Annotated in this window: 14 protein-coding genes; 9 read left to right on the forward strand and 5 right to left on the reverse strand. The window is 65.2% G+C overall.

Annotation, left to right across the window (positions count from 1 at the left end):
- Positions 1-305 precede the first annotated feature (305 nt).
- From AABA84_RS18870 to AABA84_RS18895, 6 genes are all read left to right on the forward strand, one after another.
- Positions 306-1,004, forward strand: coding sequence for a cytochrome c biogenesis CcdA family protein (locus tag AABA84_RS18870; RefSeq protein WP_338312720.1), 699 nt, complete (start codon positions 306-308; stop codon positions 1,002-1,004).
- 31 nt (positions 1,005-1,035) lie between these two features.
- Positions 1,036-1,599, forward strand: coding sequence for a thioredoxin family protein (locus AABA84_RS18875; protein ID WP_338312721.1), 564 nt, complete (start codon positions 1,036-1,038; stop codon positions 1,597-1,599).
- Between the two features lie 83 nt (positions 1,600-1,682).
- The gene (locus tag AABA84_RS18880; RefSeq protein WP_338305987.1) at positions 1,683-2,642 is read left to right on the forward strand and encodes a hypothetical protein; all 960 of its coding nucleotides are present in this window, start codon (positions 1,683-1,685) and stop codon (positions 2,640-2,642) included.
- Positions 2,643-2,734: 92 nt separating this feature from the next.
- Positions 2,735-3,709, forward strand: a complete 975-nt coding sequence (locus AABA84_RS18885; protein WP_338312722.1) for a hypothetical protein — start codon at positions 2,735-2,737, stop codon at positions 3,707-3,709.
- Positions 3,710-4,073: 364 nt separating this feature from the next.
- Entirely contained in the window at positions 4,074-4,667 is a 594-nt protein-coding gene (locus tag AABA84_RS18890) for a L,D-transpeptidase (RefSeq protein WP_212243891.1), read from the forward strand.
- 88 nt (positions 4,668-4,755) lie between these two features.
- Entirely contained in the window at positions 4,756-5,793 is a 1,038-nt protein-coding gene (locus AABA84_RS18895) for an amino acid ABC transporter substrate-binding protein (RefSeq protein ID WP_212244129.1), read from the forward strand.
- 240 nt (positions 5,794-6,033) lie between these two features.
- Here the strand turns inward: AABA84_RS18895 and AABA84_RS18900 are convergent, their stop codons facing one another.
- Together AABA84_RS18900 and AABA84_RS18905 are read right to left on the reverse strand one after the other, a co-directional pair.
- Positions 6,034-7,173, reverse strand: coding sequence for an acyl-CoA dehydrogenase family protein (locus AABA84_RS18900; protein WP_338305989.1), 1,140 nt, complete (start codon positions 7,171-7,173; stop codon positions 6,034-6,036).
- A gap of 170 nt (positions 7,174-7,343) precedes the next feature.
- Positions 7,344-8,543 carry an acyl-CoA dehydrogenase family protein gene (locus tag AABA84_RS18905; protein ID WP_212243889.1) on the reverse strand — a complete coding sequence of 400 codons (1,200 nt, stop codon included), beginning with the start codon at positions 8,541-8,543 and terminating at the stop codon, positions 7,344-7,346.
- 137 nt (positions 8,544-8,680) lie between these two features.
- Between AABA84_RS18905 and AABA84_RS18910 the strand changes: the two genes are divergently transcribed.
- Positions 8,681-9,226 (forward strand): carboxymuconolactone decarboxylase family protein, encoded by a 546-nt coding sequence (locus tag AABA84_RS18910; RefSeq protein ID WP_338312723.1) that lies wholly within the window; start codon positions 8,681-8,683, stop codon positions 9,224-9,226.
- 109 nt (positions 9,227-9,335) lie between these two features.
- Positions 9,336-9,830: a VOC family protein gene (locus tag AABA84_RS18915; RefSeq protein ID WP_338312724.1), complete on the forward strand. Its 495-nt coding sequence runs from the start codon at positions 9,336-9,338 to the stop codon at positions 9,828-9,830.
- A 43-nt stretch (positions 9,831-9,873) separates the two neighbouring features.
- Here AABA84_RS18915 and AABA84_RS18920 read toward each other — a convergent pair whose 3' ends face one another.
- Positions 9,874-11,112, reverse strand: a complete 1,239-nt coding sequence (locus tag AABA84_RS18920; protein WP_338312725.1) for an MFS transporter — start codon at positions 11,110-11,112, stop codon at positions 9,874-9,876.
- 140 nt (positions 11,113-11,252) lie between these two features.
- Positions 11,253-12,500: an MFS transporter gene (locus tag AABA84_RS18925; protein WP_338312726.1), complete on the reverse strand. Its 1,248-nt coding sequence runs from the start codon at positions 12,498-12,500 to the stop codon at positions 11,253-11,255.
- 195 nt (positions 12,501-12,695) lie between these two features.
- Between AABA84_RS18925 and AABA84_RS18930 the strand changes: the two genes are divergently transcribed.
- Positions 12,696-14,765 carry a prolyl oligopeptidase family serine peptidase gene (locus AABA84_RS18930; protein WP_338312727.1) on the forward strand — a complete coding sequence of 690 codons (2,070 nt, stop codon included), beginning with the start codon at positions 12,696-12,698 and terminating at the stop codon, positions 14,763-14,765.
- A 256-nt stretch (positions 14,766-15,021) separates the two neighbouring features.
- Here the strand turns inward: AABA84_RS18930 and AABA84_RS18935 are convergent, their stop codons facing one another.
- Complete coding sequence (locus tag AABA84_RS18935) at positions 15,022-15,693, reverse strand: DUF938 domain-containing protein (protein WP_212243876.1); 672 nt, start codon at positions 15,691-15,693, stop codon at positions 15,022-15,024.
- Positions 15,694-15,890 lie beyond the last annotated feature (197 nt).

The raw sequence follows: 15,890 nt of genomic DNA on the forward strand, positions 1-15,890 counted from the left end.
GGGGGTGCCCCGAGCTTTGGCCGCACGCTGAGTGATGCGGGCACCGCTCTCTCATTCCCTCCCCCCCTTGCGGGGGAGGGGCAGGGAGAGGGGTCCGCACGGGGACTCTCTCGATATCGTGCCCGCCGCACAACGTGGATAGACCATTTGCTGGGTACCCCTCTCCCCCGCCCTCCCCCGCAAGGGGGAGGGAGCGCGCTTCCCGTGTTGCCTCGCAGGGTCGCATCGTCACGACCGCGTGACGGGGCGTAACGTCCGGCACATCCATCCCGAACCACCCTCGTGACCTCCTTCACGAGTGCCCCATGCTCGAACTCACCTTCGCCGTCCTTGCCGGCATCCTCACCATCGCCGCGCCCTGCACGCTGCCGATGCTGCCGATCCTGCTCGGCGCCTCGATCGGGCGCGCGGGACATCTGCGCCCGGCGATGATCGCGCTCGGCTTTGTCGTCTCCTTCTCCGCGGTCGCGCTGCTGCTCGGTGCGCTGACGCGGCTGTTCGACTTCGATCCGAACGTGCTGCGCGAAGCCGCCGCGATCCTGCTGCTCGGCTTCGGCCTCTTGATGCTGTGGCCGGCGCCGTTCGAATGGCTGTCGAGCCGGCTCAATGGCTGGCTCGATCTCGGCGCGGCCGGCGGCACGCAACGCGAAGGCGCGCTCGGCGGGCTCATCCTCGGCACTACGCTCGGCCTGGTCTGGACGCCCTGCGCCGGCCCGGTGCTCGGCTCGATCCTGACGCTGGTCGCGACCTCGAAGAATCTTGCGTGGGCCGGCACGCTGCTGATCGCCTACGCCATTGGTGCTGCGATCCCGATGCTGGCGATCGCCTATGGCGGGCAGGCCGCGACCACGCGCGTGCGCAGCCTCGCGCGGATCTCGCCGCGGCTGCAGCAGGGCTTTGGCATCGTCGTGATCGCCTTCGCGGTCGCCGCCTATTTCCAATACGACACGCTGATCGTGGCGTGGCTCACCGGCTTCTATCCCACCGGCCAGATCGGCCTGTGATCATCCCTCATCTTCACCGGAGGACGCTTCCATGACTTTCAAGCTGCTCGCCGTCTCGGCCGCCCTGATCGGCTTCACCGTCACCGGCGCCGTCATTCCCGGCATCTGCGAGGAGGCCGCGCGCGCCGCGCCTGTCCTCACCGCCGCCGCAAGCCAGCAGACCGCGCCGGACTTCGCCGGCGTCACCAACTGGTTCAACTCGAAACCGCTGAACATGGCCGACCTTCGCGGCAAGGTCGTGCTGGTCGACTTCTGGACCTATGGCTGCGTCAACTGCGTCAACACGCTGCCGCACGTCACCGATCTCTACGCCAAGTACAAGGACAAGGGCCTCGTCGTGGTCGGCGTGCACACGCCGGAATTCCCGTTCGAGCGCTCGGCCTCCAACGTCCAGGCCGCGCTGAAGCGCCACGGCATCACGTATCCGGTGGCGCAGGACAATGAGTCCAAGACCTGGAACGCCTACAGCAACCAGTATTGGCCGGCGCAATACATCATCGACCAGACCGGCAAGATCGTGTTCCAGCACGCCGGCGAAGGCCGCTACGACGAGATCGACCGCACCGTGGCGAAGCTGCTGAACGCCAGCAGCTAGGCTCGCCTCACCTTAAGTTGTCGGCAAGCCCTTTTTGCCACGATCGCTTGACTTCCCGCGGCGCTCCGTGAAGTTTCACGCCAATGGAAGTGCAGGCGATGGGCGAGGCAATACGAGAGAACAAGATTCATCTTCGCGGCGGCCCCTCGCTCCAGGAGCGCCTGCTCGGCGCGGGCTTCGGGATTGCGGCGCTGCTTTTCGCTGTCGCGGAGTCAGGCATCTCGGCATTCGTGTCGATGGCGATTGGCGCGACGATCCTCGGCTACGCGGCACTCGCGACCGAATTGCTCTGGAGCATCTCTGCCAATGGCATCGTGATCGGGAGGATGCGCCCGTTCAGCCGGCCTCAAACGCAGGTCATCAGGCGCGACGACATCGCAACCATTGAGGTTCAGAACGACAAGACGGACGCCACGGACTTCCGCATCTCGCTCAAGCTCACGTCCGGGGATTACCTGCTGTCGCCACCGATTGCAGAGATCACGCGCGTCAGCGAGACGAGCAATCTGATCGCCGACCTGCTCAGGCAGCCCCGCGGCAATCCTCCAGCCAATCCCCTGGACGCCACGAACGCGGAGATGCGGATCGGCGCACCGGTCCGAAAGGCCGTCGGCGCCCGGGCGCGAATTCTCACGCTGGTCATCGCTGGTCTTTGCGCCGTCCCTTGCGCATCCAAAGTCTGGAATGGCCTGCCTCCTTCCATTGGCGAAATGATCCTCCTGCCGGTCGGTCTTGTCGTCGCTTTCGTGGTTTTCCGATATGCGCACGTCTTTGCCGGGACCTCGTGGGTCGTCCGTCAAGGCGAGCTTCGCATCGAACGGATGTCCCGAGGCTCCGTACCCACTGCCGACACCATTTCGGGTCCCGATGTCGAAGCCATCGCGATCGAGTGCCCTCCCGAAGGAAACTATCTGGTCAGGATCGAGCTTCACGGCGGGAAGAAACTCTACAGCCCCGAGATAGGCACGCAGGCGCAGGCACGGGCTGTCGGCGATGAAATCGGCCGAAGGCTGGCGATCGCCCCGGAGAAGGTGCGCCAATGAACTCCCTTCATCCCGATCAGGGTCTCGCCCTTGTTGCTTGACTCCACGGACCCGTCCGTGGAGTTTCGCGACAACGCAATCAGCCGCCCGCAATGGACGACACGCCTCCCAACAACGACATCCGCCTTCGTGAAGGCGCCTCGATCGCACAGCGGCTGGTGATGTCCGCTTTTGCGGCCGCCGTCGCGCTGTGCTTCACGCCGGGCCTGTTCACGCACGACACGCTGGAGATCATCATATCGGTGGCGGCGCTGCTGGTGGGCGCCGGGTTCGTCGTCGGCATCATGATGGCGCCGGCGGTGGTTTGGATCATCACGGAGAACGAGATCCTGATCGGGCGGCAAAGCCCGTTTGGAAAGCTGCGCACGCGCATCGTCGCGAAAGACGACATCGCAGCGTTGCAGGTTCCCGGCAGCAAGCGGGTGAAGGCCCGCTTTCAACTCGTTTTCACGCTGACCTCGGGGGAACGGCTGACGTCGCCGCCGATCTCCGACGTCACGCATGTTCATGACACCGTGGCCCGGATCGCCACGCAATTCGACGTTCCCAATGTCGAGGCCCCCAGCAATCCGCTCGATGCCAGCAATCCCGAGATGCATCTTGGCGAGCCTCTCGAGGCGTTTCCCGCACGGGACATCCGCATCGTCGCGTTGATCGCCGTCGCGTTGTCCGCTGTGCCCTACGCCTACAAGCTGTGGCGCGGATGGCCGCCCACCCATGTCGACATCCTGCTGCTGCCGCTCGGCGTGCTCGCGGCGTTTGCCGTGCATCGCTATGCCAATCTCGTGACCGGCGCGTTCTGGATCGTCCGCGAGGGCGATATCCGTATCGAACGCCTGTGGGGCGACGGCACGGCGCGGGCCGACCATATCGAGGGGCACGAGGTGAAGACGATCACCGTCGACCGCCGCGGGCGGTCCGAGGACGAGCACTGCATCGTCACGATCCGCCTGCGCTCGGGGCGACGGTTTCGTAGCCCCCGGATCGGATCGAGGCTGGAGGCGCGGGCGGTCGGGACAGAGATTGTGAGGCGGCTGGGGATCGCTGCGGAGAGCAACAAGATCTAGCTGGCATCGAGTGCCAATTGGCGCAGTTCGATTTCTCCGCGAGTTCGGTCTGAGCCTCTCCCGCTTGCGGGAGAGGTCGCGCCGAAGGCGCGGGTGAGGGCTCTCTCCTCTGAGGGAGTCTCCCTGGAGGCGAAACCCTCTCCCCAGCCCTCTCCCGCAAGCGGGAGAGGGAGCTCACCTCCCGAGCGGTGACAGACTAAGCTTTTCGCGCCATCCCCTGTTTGTGGCATTGCTCCGGCCCCGTCAAAAAACCAAAGCATTCTCGTGACATATCAGGGCGGCGCGCCATCAACTTGCCATGAACATGCCCCTCAGGTTTGATGGTTCCAAATGATTTGCGCCGTGGCAGTGAGGAGAGCTTGAAATGACGGATTTTCGTCGCCTGACCGGGATGTTCGTGGCCGCGATCGGCCTGATCCTGTCCGCACCACAGGCCATCGCGCAGCAGCCCGACCGCGGCGACGAGCCGGGTCTGGTCGCCGACGACGGCTACCAGCTCGAGCCGGAATGGCAGAAGCAGGTGGTCTACTTCCGCACCACCGAGACGCCGGGCACCATCATCATCTCCACCGCCGAGCGCCACCTTTACCTGGTGCAGCCGGGTGGGCGCGCGATCCGCTACGGCATCGGCGTCGGTCGCGACGGTTTCCAGTGGCAGGGGCTGGTGAACATCACCAACAAGAAGGAATGGCCGGACTGGACGCCGCCGCCGGAGATGATCCAGCGCCAGCCCTATCTGCCGCGCTTCATGGCCGGCGGCCCCGGCAACCCGCTCGGCGCCCGCGCCATGTATCTCGGCACCACGGTCTACCGCATCCACGGCACCAACCGTCCTGACACGATCGGCACCAAGGTGTCCTCGGGCTGCTTCCGCCTCGTCAACAACGACGTCGCCGATCTCTACGACCGCGTTCCTGTCGGCACCAAGGTCGTGATCCGGCAGAAGCCCGAACTGTAAGGCTATCGTCGGAGCATGATCCCCGGGGGGATCATGCTCCGCGCCCTCCTCCCAATTCCTTTTCCCGATTTTTCGAGAGAGCAACATGATGCGCACTTTTCGTGGCGGCCTGCTGATCGGGCTCGCGGTCGCCGTGCTGGTTGCCGTTCTGGCCATCATCTATGAATTCTACGACACCCGCACGCTGAAGCGCACCGTGCGCCGCGGCGAGGTGCTGTGCGGCGTCAACAAGGGGCTGCCGGGCTTCTCGTACTCGGAAGACAACAAGAACTGGGCCGGCTTCGACGTCGATTTCTGCCGTGCGGTGTCCGCGGCGATCTTCAACGACCCGGGCAAGGCGAAGTTCATCCCGCTCGATGCCAGCGAGCGCTTCAAGGAATTGCAGAGCCGCAAGGTGGACATCCTCTCGCGCAACTCGACCTGGAGCATGGCGCGCGAGCTCGACTACGACCTCTATTTCCCCGCGGTCGCCTATTACGACGGCGCCGGCTTCATGCTGCCGCGTTCGCGCAACAAGGAGACCTCGCTGGACCTGACCGGCAGCAAGGTCTGCGTCCAGGCCGGCACCACGACAGCGCTAAACGTCGCCGACTACTTCCGTGCCAACAACATGAAGTATGACGAGGTGAAGTTCGACAAGCTCGACGACGTCGTGAAGGCTTACGACACCGGCAAGTGCGACACGTTCTCCGCCGACGTCTCCCAGCTCTACGCGCTCAGGCTGAACCTGGCGAAGCCGGCCGATCACATGATCCTGCCGGACATGATCTCCAAGGAGCCGCTCGCCCCCGTGGTGCGCCAGCGCGACGACGACTGGATGATGATCGTGAAGTGGACGCTCTACGCGATGATCAACGCCGAGGAGCTCGGCGTCACCTCGGAGAACATCGACGAGGCCCTGAAGTCCAAGAAGCCCGAAGTGATGCGCCTCGTCGGCACCGAAGGCAATTACGGCGAGCAGCTCGGCCTCACCAAGGACTGGGCCGTCCGCATCATCCGCCACGTCGGCAATTACGGCGAGATGTACGAGCGCAATATCGGCGAGAAGTCGAAGCTGAAGATCCCGCGCGGCATGAACCAGCTGTGGAACGCGGGTGGTGTGCAGTACGCGCCGCCGATGCGGTAAGGGCGGTCTACGGCCGTAATTGCGCTGACAGCGTTGCCAAATCGTACGCTGCGTTCCCTCCCCCCTTGCGGGGGAGGGCTAGGGAGAGGGGTGCCACACGGCACACTCTATCGTTCGCGCTCCACGTGAGGCGAGCTGTCCTCTCGCAACGGATATACCTTTTCCTGGACTACCCCTCTCCCCCGCCCGCCCCCGCAAGGGGGGAGGGAGCGCAGGGTGCCGTGTCGCACGAGTGGCGCCTCAATACCCCCTCGCCCGCGCCAGCTGCTCGGTGTGGTAGTTGGCGTCGCCGAACAATTCCTCGCACACCCGCGCGCGCTTCATGAAGAAGCCGATGTCGAACTGGTCGGTCATGCCCATGCCGCCATGCATCTGCACGCCTTCCTGGACCGCGCGCGTGGCGGTGGTGCCGGCGCGCGCCTTGGCGACTGCGACGGCTGACGCCGCCTTCGTAACATCGCCGTCCAGCGCCTGAAGCGCCTTCATGGTGGCGGCGCGGGTGATCTCGATGTCGACATAGAGCTCGGCGGCGCGATGCTGCAGCGCCTGGAATTCGCCAATCAGCTTGCCGAACTGCTTTCGGTTCTTGAGATACTCGACGGTGCGGTTGAAAACCTCTTCGCTGAGGCCGACCATTTCGGCAGCGACCGCGCCACGGCCGATGTCGAGCACGCCGTCGAGCAGGGAAGAGCCCTGATCGACCTCGCCGAGCACGCTGTCGGCATTGACCTCGACATTCGCAAGCTCGATCCGCGCCGCGTTGTGCGAATCGACCATGATGGTGCGCTCGATCGCAACGCCCTTGGCCGCAGGGTTCACCAGGAACAGCGTCAAGCCTTCGCGCTCGCCGGCGGAGCCGGCCGTGCGCGCGGCGACGATGAGCAAATCGGCAACGTGGCCATCGACGACCAGCGCCTTGGCGCCGGAGAGCTTGAACCCGTTGCCGGCGCGCACGGCCTGCAAGTTGGTCTGCAGCGGACGATGCTTTGCGCCTTCGTCGATCGCGAGCGTCGCGAGCAGCGAGCCGCTCGCGATCTTCGGCAGATACTCCGATTTCTGCGCGGCATTGCCGCCGCGGTTCAGCGCCGAGGCCGCGATCACGCTGGTGGCAAGGAACGGCGACGGCATCAAGGTGCGGCCGATCTCCTCCATCACGACGCCGGCCTCGACATAGCCGAGCCCGCTGCCGCCGAACTCCTCCGGCACCAGGAGGCCGGCAAAGCCCATCTCGGCGAAGGAATGCCAAAATTCCTTGGAGAAGCCGGTGGGGTCTTTGCTGTCGCGCAGATGCCGCAGGTGCGACACCGGCGCCTTGTCGCTGATCAGCCCGCGTGCGCTATCGCGGAGCATCGATTGTTCTTCGGTGAGGACGAGGGCCATGTGCGTGTTTCCGATTCGAAATCTATTGTTAGTTCGTCATTCCGGGATGGCCCGAAGGGCCAGGCCCGGAATCCATAACCACGATCGGGAGTATGGATTCTCAGATGCGCAATTGCGCATCATAGCTCGCGCGATGCGCGCCCCGGAATGACGGGTGGTGAGAGTGCGCCTCACGCCCCCGGCAAATCCAGGATGCGCTTGGCGACGATGCCGAGCATCACCTCGCTCGTGCCGCCCTCGATCGAGTTGGCCTTGGTGCGCAGCCAGGCGCGCGGGCGGGCGCCCTGCTTGGAGCGCTCGCTCTCCCATTCCAGCGCATCGACGCCGCCGGCCGACATCAGGATCTCGTAGCGGCGCTTGTTGAGCTCGGTGCCGTAATATTTCATCGCCGAGGAGAACGCCGGATGCGCCTGTCCCGCCTTGGCGAGATCGACGGCGCGCTCGGCGCAGGCCGCAAGCGCGGCTTCATCGACGTCGAAGCTGGCGATCTTGCCGCGCAGCATGGAATCGTCGAGCCGCCCCTGCGTATCGGTGCCGACGGAGTCGGCCGCGATCTGGCCGAGTGGACGGCCGACGCCGCGCTCGCCCATGCCCGAGATCATCGCGCGCTCATGCTGCAGCAGGTATTTCGCGACGTCCCAGCCGCGGTTGACGGTGCCGACCACATGCGATTTCGGCACGCGGACGCCGTCGAAGAAGGTCTCGCAGAACGGCGAATAGCCGGAGATCAAGAGGATCGGCTTGGTCGTCACGCCCTTCGAGGTCATGTCGAACAGGATGAAGCTGATGCCGTCATGCTTCTTCGCGGCAGGATCGGTGCGGACGAGGCAGAAGATCCAGTCGGCGTAATTGGCGTAGGAGGTCCAGATCTTCGAACCCGTGATGACGAAATCGTCGCCGTCGCTTTCGGCGCGGGTCTGCAACGAAGCAAGATCGGAGCCGGCGTTCGGCTCGGAATAGCCCTGGCACCAGCGGATCTCGCCCGCGGCGATCTTCGGCAGGTGCTCCTGCTTCTGCGCGTCGTTGCCGTATTTCAGCAGCGCCGGTCCGAGCATCCAGATGCCGAAGCTCGACAGCGGCGGCCGCGCGCCGATTCTTCCCATCTCCGCGCGCAGCACCTTGTGCTCGGCCGCGCTGAGACCGCCGCCGCCATATTCCTTCGGCCAGTCAGGCACGGTCCAGCCCTTGTCGCGCATGCGCTCGAACCAGATGCGCTGCGGCTCGGAGGAGAATTTTGCGTTGCGCCCGCCCCAGAACACGTCGGCATCCGACGTCGCGGGCTTGCGCATCTCCGGCGGGCAATTGGCTTCCAGCCAGGCGCGCGTCTCAGCGCGGAATGTTTCGAGATCGGCGGTCTCAGAATCGCTCATGGTCGTTTCCATCAATCAAAATCGACTTGTTGGGCACGACTCTGGGCCAAGCTCCCGCGGAATTCAACCACTTCCGCGACCCGCATTCCGCTATAGTCGCGACCAAGACGGTGCTTGAAAACAAAGAGGAAACGACGATGCGCCTGAAACTTCTTTCGCCTGGCGAAATGAACGAGAGCCAGCGGCAGACCTATGACGAGTCGATCGCCGGCAAGCGCGGCAGGCCGCCGGCGCCGATGATGGCCTGGCTGAGCAGCCCGGAGATGGCGCGCCACGCCACGCGGCTCGGCGAGGTGCTGCGCTTCGACACGATATTCCCCGCAAAGCTTTCGGAGATCGCGATCCTGGTCACGGCGCGACACTGGACCGCGCATTACGAATGGTACGCGCATAAGCGGCTGGCGCTGGCGGGGGGCATGGATCCCAAAATCATCGACGCCATCCGCGACCGCCGCACGCCCGAGTTCGACGATCCCAAGGGCAGGATGATCTACGACGTGGCGAAATCGCTGCACGAGGGCCGCGGCGTCGAGAAGGGTCTCTACGACGAGGCCGTGAAGCTGCTCGGCGCGCGCGGCGTGGTCGAGGTGATCGGGCTGTGCGGTTACTACACGATGGTGTCGATGACGCTGAACACGTTCGAGTTCGGCCTGCCGGAGGGCGAGGTGCCGGAACTGGCTTAGTTCCCGGTCCTGATGCGCAATTGCCCATCAGGAAACGCTGGGTTTCGGGATCGGCCGTAGCACAGCCCCGCAGCCCGCCTTATGTGCATGCTTTCAACGGAGCAGTCCCATGTCGCAAAGCCCAGCCGTCGATGCCGGAACCAGGATCGGCCACGTCCATCTCAAGGTCGCCGATCTCGATCGCGCGCTCGGCTTCTATTGCGGCGTGCTCGGCTTCGAGCTGATGCAGCGGATGGGCTCGGGCGCGGCCTTCATCTCGGCTGGCGGCTATCATCATCACATCGGGCTCAACACCTGGGAAAGCAAGGGCGGCTCGCCGCCGCCGCCGGGCACCACTGGGCTCTATCACACCGCGATCCTCTATCCGACGCGCGCGGCGCTGGCGGACGCGCTGCATCGTGTGCTCTCGGCCGGCATTGCGCTGGATGGCGCCAGCGATCACGGCGTCAGCGAGGCGCTGTATTTGCGCGATCCCGACCAGAATGGCGTCGAGCTCTATCGCGACAGGCCAAAAGAGCAATGGCCGTTCGGGCCGGATGGCAAGCTTGCGATGGTGACGAAGCGGCTGGATCTGGAGGCGCTGCTCAGGGATCGCGAGGGGTGAACTCCGCTCCCTCCGCTCGTCGCGCGTCGCGCCTTTGCCCACCCTACGAGAGCTTTGCTTTTGGCTTGCCCCGCACCATGATCAGCGCTGCGGCCGCCACCTCCAGCGCGATGCAGAGATAGAACGGCAGCGCATAGCCGCCGGACCAATCGCGCAGAAAGCCGACGACACCGGGCCCGAACGCATAGGTGACCTGGTTGATCGCGGTGTTGAGGCTGATCAGCACGCCGAATGACGCCGAATCGAACTCCCGCTGCACGATCAGCGACGGCAGCGTGATGAGGTTGCCGACGGAGAAGCCGAACAATGCGCAGGCCGCGATCAGCCCGTAGTCATTGTGCAAATTGATGACGACGAGAAGCGCCGCGGCCTGGCTGAGGAAGGACAGCGCGGAAGCCAGCCGCTGGTTGAGACGATCGATCACCAGCGAGAACAGCACGCGGCCGACCACCGCCATCGCGGTCAGCACCGCGACGGCGACCGCGGCGCGCTCGCGGCCGATCACGGGATCGAGGAACGAGATCAGGTGCACGATGAAGCCGACCTGCGCGAATAGCACCAGCGCAAACGCAATCGTCACCGTGAGGAAGCCGACGTCGCGCAGCGCCCAGGCGCGAATTTGCGTCGATGATTGCGGCTTCGCCCTGGTCGCGGCGTGCCAGCCATGGTGATCGGGCGGCCGGCCGACGACAAGAAGGATCACCGGCAGCAGCAGCACCAGCATGGCGCCGGCAGCGGCATACATCGCGCCGGCGAAGCCGACATGGCCGATCAGGGTCACCAGCAGCGGCACACCGACGATGCCGCCGAAGCTGGCGCCGTTGAGCGCCAGACTGATCGCCATGCCGCGCTTGTGGTCGAACCACAGGCTGATCGTGTTGGTGATCATGGCGAGGCTGGTGCCGGCCCAGCCGAAGGCGAGCACGGCATTGGCGAGATAAAGCTGCCAGGGCTCGCGCACCGCACCGATCGCAACGCTAGCTGCCGCCATCGCCAGCGTGCCGGCGATCAGGCAGAGGCGCGCGCCGTATCTTCTGACGGCTTCGCCGACGAACACGACGAGCAGCGCGCCGAACAGATAGAAGAACGTGGTGCCGGATGAGATCAGCGAGGCCGGCCAGCCCCGCGCGCGCTGCAGCTCGGCGACATAGACGCTCTGGCCGTAAAAGCCGAGCCCCCAGCCGAAGGTGGCGAGCAGGAAGCAGACCGCGACGATACGCCAGCCTTCGTAACGCAGGGAGGATTCGTCGATCGGAGACATCTGATGGGGGTTGTCGAGCATTCGCGCTTGTCCTTCGCATCCCCCGCGAGCGCCTTGCTTCACGCTCGTCTGTTCATGACGAGCATCATGTAACAACGCCGGTCCCGGAAATCACTTCGACCTGGATCGAAGTATCAACGCTGCTGACAATCTCTTGCCAGTCAGATCGCGTCCGGGAACTCGCCCATCGCCGCTTCCAACCGCGCCTTGCGGCGGCGGGCCCAGGAGACCAGCGAGAGCACGACGAGACCGAGAACCACCGGCGGGAACACCACCAGGTTCACCGCCGACCAGCCGTAATTGGCGAGCAATTGCCCGGAGGAGAACGAGCCGATCGCCATCATGCCGAACACCAGGAAATCGTTGAAGGCCTGCACCTTGTTGCGCTCCTGCGGCCGGTGCGTCTCCAGCACCAGCGCGGAGGCGCCGATGAAGGAGAAATTCCAGCCGACGCCGAGCACGATCAGCGTGGCCCAGAAATGCATCGCGGTGAGACCGGAGAGACCGATGCCGGCGGCGCCGGCCTCCAGCAGCAGGCCGGCGGCCACGATCTTCGGCGCACCGAAGCGGGCGATCAGCGCGCCCGTGAAGAAGCTCGGCCCGTACATCGCGACGATGTGCCATTGAATGCCGAAATTGGAATCGGACACGGACAGGCCGCACATCTTCATGGCGAGCGGCGCCGAGGTCATCACCAGATTCATCATGGGATAGGAGATGATGCCGCACAGCGCCGCCGCGACGAAGCGCGGCTGCGTCACGATCGTGAGCAGCGGCCGGCCGCCATGCAGATCGGCCGGCGCGGGCTTTGGCATATCGACGCCGGCGACGATGCCCATCGCGATCAGGGCCACGGCGGCCTGCACCAGGAAGCTGAAGGCAAACAGATAGGGCTGCCAGACGTCCATGGTCCATTGCACGAGCTGCGGACCGAGCACGCCGGCGAACACGCCGCCCGCCATCACCCAGGACACCGCCTTGGGCCGGTAGGCCGCGCTGGCGCCGTCGGCGGCGGCGAAGCGATAGGATTGCGCGACGGAGCCGTAGAGGCCGCCGAGGAAGGTCGCGATGCAGAACAGCGCGAACGAGCCGTGCAGGATCGCGAACGAGCCGAGCAGGCCCGTGAGCGTGCCGAGGCCGGTGCCGATGACGAAGGCCACGCGGCGGCCGAAACGGCGCGAGATCGCGCCGGTCGGCAGCGTGCCGGCAGCAAGTCCGACCACATACATCGAGATCGGCACGGTCGCGAACGACATGTCGGGCGCGAGCGTGGCGCCGACGATGGCGCCGGTGGCGAAGATCACGGCCGAGTTGGCACCGGTCAGCGCCTGGGCTGCGGCCAGGCGCACCACATTGGCACGCACGCGGGCGTCGTCGGCGATCTCATGGGCAGAAGTCACGTCAAGCATCGGCATTTCCGCCCCAACGGGCTCAAGGGCGTTGTTGATTCCCGGCACTATGGAGGGACGCAGGGAGACGGGCAACCGGCGCAAACGGGCGCAGGCCATGCCTCTGACGCAATCGCTGCGATGATAGCGGGCCGCGCGCTTGACGGCTTGCGCTCGATCAAATCCTATCCGCCGCACCTTTTCGGAGTCTCGTTCATGTCCGTCGACGACAGGCCCACGCTCAGCGCTCCCGACGACGATCCCTGGCTCTGGCTGGAGGAGATCGAGGGCACGCAAGCGCTCGATTTCGTCGGGCGGCAGAACCAGCTGACGCTCCAGGCGTTCGGTGGCAAGGCCTTCGAGCACGACCGCGACATCCTCGCGGCGATCTACGATCGCCCGGACAACATCCCCTATGTCAGCCGGCGCGGCACCGATCTGCACAATCTCTGGAAGGACGCCGCCAACCCGCGCGGCCTGTGGCGGCGGACCACGCTGACGGAGTTTCGCAAAGCTGCTCCCGCGTGGGAGACCATGCTGGATATCGACAAGCTCGCAGCGCGCGAAGGCGAGGATTGGCTGCTGAGCGGGATCGCCACGACGCCGGGAAGCTCGCGCGCCATTTTGAGCCTGTCGCGCGGTGGCAGCGACGCCGTGACGTTGCGGGAATTCGACCTCGTTACGAAGAGCTTCGTCGCGGACGGCTTTACTCTGCCGGAAGCCAAGGGCGGCGCGGACTGGCTCGATGCCGATACGCTGCTGCTGTCGAGCGCCCATGGCGAGGGCATGGTGACGGACTCCGGATACTCGCGGACAGTTCGCCTGTGGCGGCGCGGCCAGCCGGTCGATCAGGCCGAAGTGATCACCGAGACCACCGCCGAGCACATGGTCATCTATGGCTTGGCCGACGACACCGGACCTCGGCCGCGGGTCTGGATCGTCGACCAGATCGACTTCTTCAATCACGCGGTCTGGCTGCGCGACACGGCAGGCACGCTGACGAAGCTCGATCTGCCGACCGGGATCTGGCTGCAGGCCCATGGCGACTGGTTCGCGATGAAGCTGCGCAAGGACTGGGCCGTGCAGGGGCGGACCTACGCTACCGACACCGTGCTCGGCATCTCGCTGTCGGCGTTCCTGAACGGCAGCCGCGATTTTGCGGTGCTGTTCGGGCCGGCGCCGCGGCGCGCTTTGCAGGGCCTGTTCTGGGCCGCGGGCAAGCTCGTGCTGTCGATCCTCGACGAGCTGCGTCCGCGCTTTGAGATCTGCACGCCGTCGGCTGCGGGCTGGAGCCGCGAGACGCTTGGCGGCCTGCCTGAGATCGGCGTGGTCGACGTCTGGCCGCTTGATCGTCATCCCAGCGAGAGCAATGGCGATCTGCTCGCCAATGTGCAGGATCCGCTCACCCCGCCGTCGCTGCTGTTGATCGCGCGCGGCGTCGCAAGCCCGGTGGTGCTGAAGCAGGCACCGAAGACGTTCACCGCGGACGGGCTCGTGGTGACGCAGCACGAGGCGGTCTCTGTTGACGGCGAGCGCATTCCCTATGTCCAAACCGGCCCGGGAGGCGAGACCGGCGATGCGCCGGTCTATATGAGCGCCTATGGCGGCTTCGGACATTCGGTGAAGCCGTATTACAACTCCTCGCTCGGCAAGCTCTGGCTGGAGCGTGGCGGCACCATCGTGCAGGCCAATCTGCGCGGCGGCGGCGAGTTCGGCACGCGCTGGCACGATGCCGGCCGGCTCGCCGGCAAGAAACTCTCGCACGACGATTTCGCCGCGGTCGCGGCCGATCTCGTCCGCCGCGGGGTAACGCAGCCGAAGCGCATCGCGGCCCAGGGCGGGTCGAACGGCGGTATCCTCATCACCAACATGCTGGTGCGCTACCCCGAGCGCTTCGGCGCGCTGTTCTGCACCATCCCGCTGATTGACATGCGCCGCTACACCAAACTGCTCGCGGGCGCGAGCTGGATCGCGGAATATGGCGACCCCGACAAGGCCGAGGAGTGGGAGTGGCTGAAGACCTACTCGGCCTATCACAACGTGAAAGCCGGCCAATCCTATCCGCCGATCCTGATCGCCACCACAAGGCGCGACGACCGCGTCCATCCCGGCCACGCCCGCAAGATGGCGGCCAAGCTGCAGGCCATGGGCTACGAGGCCTGGTTCTACGAGCCGGAAGCCGGCGGTCACGGCTACGGCAAGGACAACAGGGAGCGCGCCGGCTTCGAGGTGCTCGGTTTCCGGTTCTTGAAGGAGAAGATCGGGTGGGGGGATGGCGAGGCGTAGCCGTGACGTCGCGTCGAGGCTTGGATCGTAGCACGATGTGAGGGAGGCGCGGCTCTCTCATTCCCTCCCCCCTTGCGGGGGAGGGGCAGGGAGGGGGGTACCACACGGGGACTCTCTCGACTTGCACGCGCGTCACGAGCACAGATGGATAGACCGTTTGCCGGGCTACCCCTCTCCCCCGCCCTCCCCCGCAAGGGGGGAGGGAGCGCATCGCCGTTGTGGCGCGCCGCCCGGACTTAAGTCGGCAACGCCTCAGCTACCGCTCGAACACCAGCGTCAGATTGTTCGCGGGCATGTCGAGCGTATCGACGAGGCGAAGACCCGCACCGCGCGCGAGCATCTCGACATCGCTGATGTCACGCACGCCCCATTCGGGATTGCCTTCACGCAGGGAGGTGTCGAACACCGCATTGCTGAGCGCGGTGTGCTTGCCGTCGCGCTTGAACGGGCCGTAGAGGAACAGCTTGCCGTCGGGGCGTAAGTAGCGGCCGGCGCCGGCGAACAGGCCCTCGGCCACGACCCAGGGCGCGATGTGGATGACATTGGCGCAGAACACAGCCGCAAGGCTCGTCGGCGCCTGCCCGCTTTTCATCTCCGGACACCAGTCGGGATCGGTGAGATCGATCCGCAAGGGGCTTCGTATGTTCGCGAGGCCCGCGTGAACGCGCCAGGCTTCGATGCTCTTGAGGTGGCGCTGGTTGAGGTCGCTCGGCCACCAGATCAGGCCGGGCGTGTGACGGGCGAAATGGACCACATGCTGGCCGGTTCCGCTGCCGAGCTCGACCACGTTGCCGGTCAGCCCTGTGAGGTGCTTTTCCAGCGCTGACCAGATCGGCACATGGTTGCGATGGAACGCCGGTGCATCGAGCCGCCCATCCGGCTCGACCCGTCCGCCATCTCTGCCAAATTCGACGACATATTCAGCCAAATGAGTCCCCAATGAATGTGAAACAGCAAAGACGACGGTAAGGGCCAAACGCCCTAGAATAATTTGCTAGTGCCGACCTGTTAGATGAACAAACTATCTCATCGGTTGCAATGCGGAGGATATTAACTCCATTTTGCCGCGTGCATAGTCTTGATTGTCAGGCGATGCCCTTTGTGCTTTGGAACGCTTATATTTCC

Source organism: Bradyrhizobium sp. TM239 (assembly GCF_036247985.1).
GTDB lineage: Bacteria > Pseudomonadota > Alphaproteobacteria > Rhizobiales > Xanthobacteraceae > Bradyrhizobium > Bradyrhizobium ottawaense.